Here is a 3783-nt window from a genome sequence, read left to right on the forward strand (position 1 = left end):
GCTGTGCTGCAGGCGTCGCCTGCTGCCGAGCCGGTTCGAACGCGTCAGCAACCGACTGCGCCAGATCACGCGAAATGCCGCGCTGCCAGATTTCTGCTGCCTGCATCACATCGCGAGTCACGCGGCCGCCCTGGTCGAGCAATTTTGCACCCGCTGGCGACTTGTAGAAGGTGGCGATTTCGTTGAGTTCCTGCTCGGTGAAGGCGCGCGCATAAACCTGCGCAGCCTCGTTCTCGAGGTCAGCACGACGCTTGGCCAACTCGAGGGTCTTCTCGTCAACGGTCTTGACGATCAGGTCTTCCAGGTTCGGATCCTTCTGGATCATTTCCTGCTTCAAGGCCTGCGCGCCGGTCGGCAGGATCGAATCGAACTGATCAGTGATCTTCACCGCCGAAAGCGCTGCGCGAGCGGCTGCCAGATGCGAAGGCGTTACTTCCTGCGCGAAGGCCGCGCCTGCGCCGAGCAGCAGCACTGCACCGGTAACTCCGGCAATCAGCCGGCGAGCACGAAACGTCTGAACCATGAGATGATAGACTCCTTGTCAGCCAGCAGACTGCATCACGTCGATGCCGTCTTCGCCCGCTATGATGGCGATGGTAGTTAGCCCCAGAAACAATCCATGCTCCACGACGCCGGGAATGGCAACGAGGGCAGCAGACAGCGCTCTTGAATCGGGAATGCGGCCAAAAGATGCGTCGAGAATGAGATGTCCCCCATCCGTCACGAACGACTCGTCGCGACCGCTTCTCAGCGTCAGTTCGCCCTGCAGACCAAGCGTCTCGGCTGCGCGGAGGATGGCGAGGCGGGTGACTTCAAGGCCGTAGCGATTGACTTCGATCGGCAAGGGGAAAGCGCCGAGGCAATCGACCTTCTTGCTGTTGTCCGCGATGATGATCAGCCGATTGGCAGCCGTTGCGACGATCTTTTCGCGCAACAAGGCCCCACCGCCGCCCTTGATCAGGTCGAGTGCGGGATCGATCTCGTCCGCACCATCGATCGCCAAGTCGAGAACCGGCGTTTCTTCAAGCGAGGAAAGCTTGATGCCGAGTTCCATGCACAGCCGCGCCGTGCGCTCGGAGGTCGGCACGCCCGTGACCTTCAATCCATCGGCGACCTTTTCGGCCAGCAGCTTCACGAATTCCTCGGCTGTGGAGCCGGTGCCGATGCCAAGCCGCATCCCGTCTTCAACATAAGCCAAGGCGGCGCGTGAGGCTTCGATCTTGCGGTTCGTCGCGTCCATGAGCAGGTTCTGGTTGATCGTGGCCGCGCTCCTATCATCTTTGGCCACGCGGGCAAAGCCGCACTTGCCGTCTTCCCCTGCCAAGGCTATCGCGGGTGCCATGACCCAACCCATTATCGTCTTCGATCTCGATGGAACGCTGGTCGACACCAGCCCGGATCTGCTGGCGGCGCTGTCTCACAGCCTCAAAGACAGTGGCCTGCCGCCGATCGATCCGGCGCTTTTCCGCGCTTATCTGGGCATGGGTGGACGCGCGATGATTGAACGCGCCTTCCGCCAAGCCAACCGCTCGCTTGATGCGGATCAGCATGAGAAGCTGATCACCACCTTCCTGCAGCACTATACCGACAACATTCCCGGCACCTCTCAGCCGTTTCCGGGTGTGCTCGATGCCATGCAGCGCTTCGCCGATGCCGGCTGGAAGCTCGCCATTTGCACCAACAAGTTCGAGAAGCTCAGCCACGCCCTGGTTGAAGGCCTTGGCATCCACGCGCACTTCGCCGCCAATTGCGGTGCCGACACCTTCGCGTGGCGCAAGCCCGATCCACGCCATCTGCTTTCCACCATCGAACAGGCCTGCGGAGACCCGGATCAGGCGGTCATGGTGGGCGATTCGAAGACCGATATCGACACGGCCAAAGCGGCAGGCATTCCGGTGGTAGCGGTGGATTTCGGCTATACCGACCAGCCCGTCGCCACCTATGAGCCGAGCATGGTCATTTCGCATTACGACGAGCTGACGGTAGCGGTCGCGACAAGGCTGATCGCGGCAGCGAATGAAGGAACGACGACGCAAGCCGAAGCACCTTGACTTGCGCCAGTGCCGCTCGTAAACACCGCGCCACGTTCAGGCGCATGGTCGCCTCGGCGGGCGATTAGCTCAGCGGGAGAGCACACCCTTCACACGGGTGGGGTCACAGGTTCAATCCCTGTATCGCCCACCATTCTCCACGCAAATAATCCAAACGAAAAAAGCCGCCGCTGCCCGAAGGCAGAACGGCGGCTTGTGTCTGTCGCGTTGCGCGAAAGCTTTAGAAGATCAGCTTCAGCAAGCCGATGACCACTGCAAGGCCAATCAGGAAGATGATTAGGGCTGTGATGCCGAGGCCTTTAAGCATGGGTCGTTCTCCGATCTGCGTTTGTTATGCAGCACGAACGAAGAAGGCGGCAGGGTGTTCCACACGATCTGAGATCACGCCGAACGCCTTGCCGCCTTCATCAGTCAGTCAGCCGTCAGATCGCTCTTAGATCGACGGTGCGCGCGAATCGCTGGTCTTGCGCAAAGCCGCCAGAACCTTGGCGTCGCGGTCATAAACGTCCGGCGAATAATGCACCTCGCCGGCCTGGTTCGGCCAAGCCGTGAAGTAGGCGACATAGACCGGGATCTTGCGCGTCACCTTTTCCGTGGAATGGCCCTGCTTCAGCTTGGCTGCGACATGCGCCACATCCGTGCCAAGCACGGCGGCCGCCATCGCACGCGGATCCGACAAGCGGACGCAGCCATGGCTCAAAGCGCGCGCGTCGCGGCTGAAGAAGGCCTTTTGCGGCGTGTCATGCATGTAGATCGCATGCTTGTTGGGGAACAGGATCTTCAACTCGCCCAAGGCATTCGCTTCGCTCGGCGTCTGGCGAACATTGTAGGGAATGTTGCTGCCATTGGCCGCCCAGTTGATCGTGGACGACGGGATGCGCTTGCCGCTGGCATCAGAGACTTCATAGCCGGCACGGTCGAGATAGCCGGGATCGTTGATCAGTCGCGGCAGCATCTCGTTGACGATGATCGAGCGCGGCACACCCCAATACGGGTTGTAGTCGACCTGCTCCAACTCGTCATAAAAGAAGCTCGTCTGGTGCGTCGGGCTGCCGACCACCGTGCGCATCGAAAGCTTATCGGTGCCATTCTCGCGATAGGTCGCGGTAAAGGCGGCAGCGTTCAGGAACACATGCGTCGAACCAAGGTCGGACGGGTGCCAGCGCAGCTGTTCCAACGCCACTTCGAGTTTCTCGATGCGGTCCGCCTTCGACACACCGGCAATGGCAGCCACCGTGCGGCCACCGACGACGCCATCCGGCTTCAAGCCATGCGCCTGCTGAGCGGCCTTCACCACGGCAACCAGTTCAGGCGTATAGATCTCGCTGCTTGCATTGGCACTGATCACGGCACCATGCGCTGCCTTGAAAGCGGCGTCGCCCTTCTGGTCGATCAGCGTCAAGAGCTTCGGCAGTTCCGCGCTGGTCTCGCCCGGCTTCAGGAGCAGCTTCGGATCAACGATGATCGTGTGCTCGCGCTCGGCTTCGAGCGACTTCAGCTCGGTGCGTAGTGCTGCATATTCCGCGTTCTGCGGATGCTGACCTTCAAGATAGGTCTTGATGTCGACGCCGCTTGCCATCGCATTGAGCGCCGCCTCGTAGTCCACCGACTTGGCTGCGAAATCATGATAGCCCGACAGAAGGTTCGGGTTGATGCGCCCCGCATGGGCGTCGCGGATGTAACGCAGCACGCGCGCCGACATCGTCATCTCGTAGCGGATCAGAGCCGGATC

Annotated in this window: 4 protein-coding genes and 1 tRNA gene; 2 read left to right on the plus strand and 3 right to left on the minus strand. The window is 60.9% G+C overall.

Going from position 1 to position 3783, the window contains the following annotated elements:
* The coding region (locus tag RTX98_RS14780) for a DUF2059 domain-containing protein (protein WP_312797560.1) at window positions 1-523 on the minus strand (523 nt) is incomplete at its 3' end.
* 18 nt (window positions 524-541) lie between these two features.
* Window positions 542-1240, minus strand: coding sequence for a ribose-5-phosphate isomerase RpiA (gene rpiA, locus RTX98_RS14785; RefSeq protein ID WP_312797581.1), 699 nt, complete (start codon window positions 1238-1240; stop codon window positions 542-544).
* Between the two features lie 100 nt (window positions 1241-1340).
* Here rpiA and RTX98_RS14790 point away from each other — a divergent pair, with 100 nt between their 5' ends.
* Window positions 1341-2051 carry an HAD family hydrolase gene (locus RTX98_RS14790; RefSeq protein ID WP_312797562.1) on the plus strand — a complete coding sequence of 237 codons (711 nt, stop codon included), beginning with the start codon at window positions 1341-1343 and terminating at the stop codon, window positions 2049-2051.
* 58 nt (window positions 2052-2109) lie between these two features.
* Window positions 2110-2184 (plus strand) — tRNA-Val (locus tag RTX98_RS14795).
* Window positions 2185-2484: 300 nt separating this feature from the next.
* Here RTX98_RS14795 and RTX98_RS14800 read toward each other — a convergent pair.
* The coding region (locus RTX98_RS14800) for a L,D-transpeptidase family protein (protein ID WP_312797564.1) at window positions 2485-3783 on the minus strand (1299 nt) is incomplete at its 5' end.

The organism is Tianweitania sp. (assembly GCF_032053605.1).
Classification (GTDB): domain Bacteria; phylum Pseudomonadota; class Alphaproteobacteria; order Rhizobiales; family Rhizobiaceae; genus Tianweitania.

Excerpts from the sequence above, each read along its gene's own strand:
- RTX98_RS14790 (WP_312797562.1), top strand. The coding sequence starts at position 1,341 with ATGACCCAACCCATTATCGTCTTCGATCTCGATGGAACGCTGGTCGAC.
- rpiA (WP_312797581.1), bottom strand. The coding sequence starts at position 1,240 with ATGGACGCGACGAACCGCAAGATCGAAGCCTCACGCGCCGCCTTGGCT.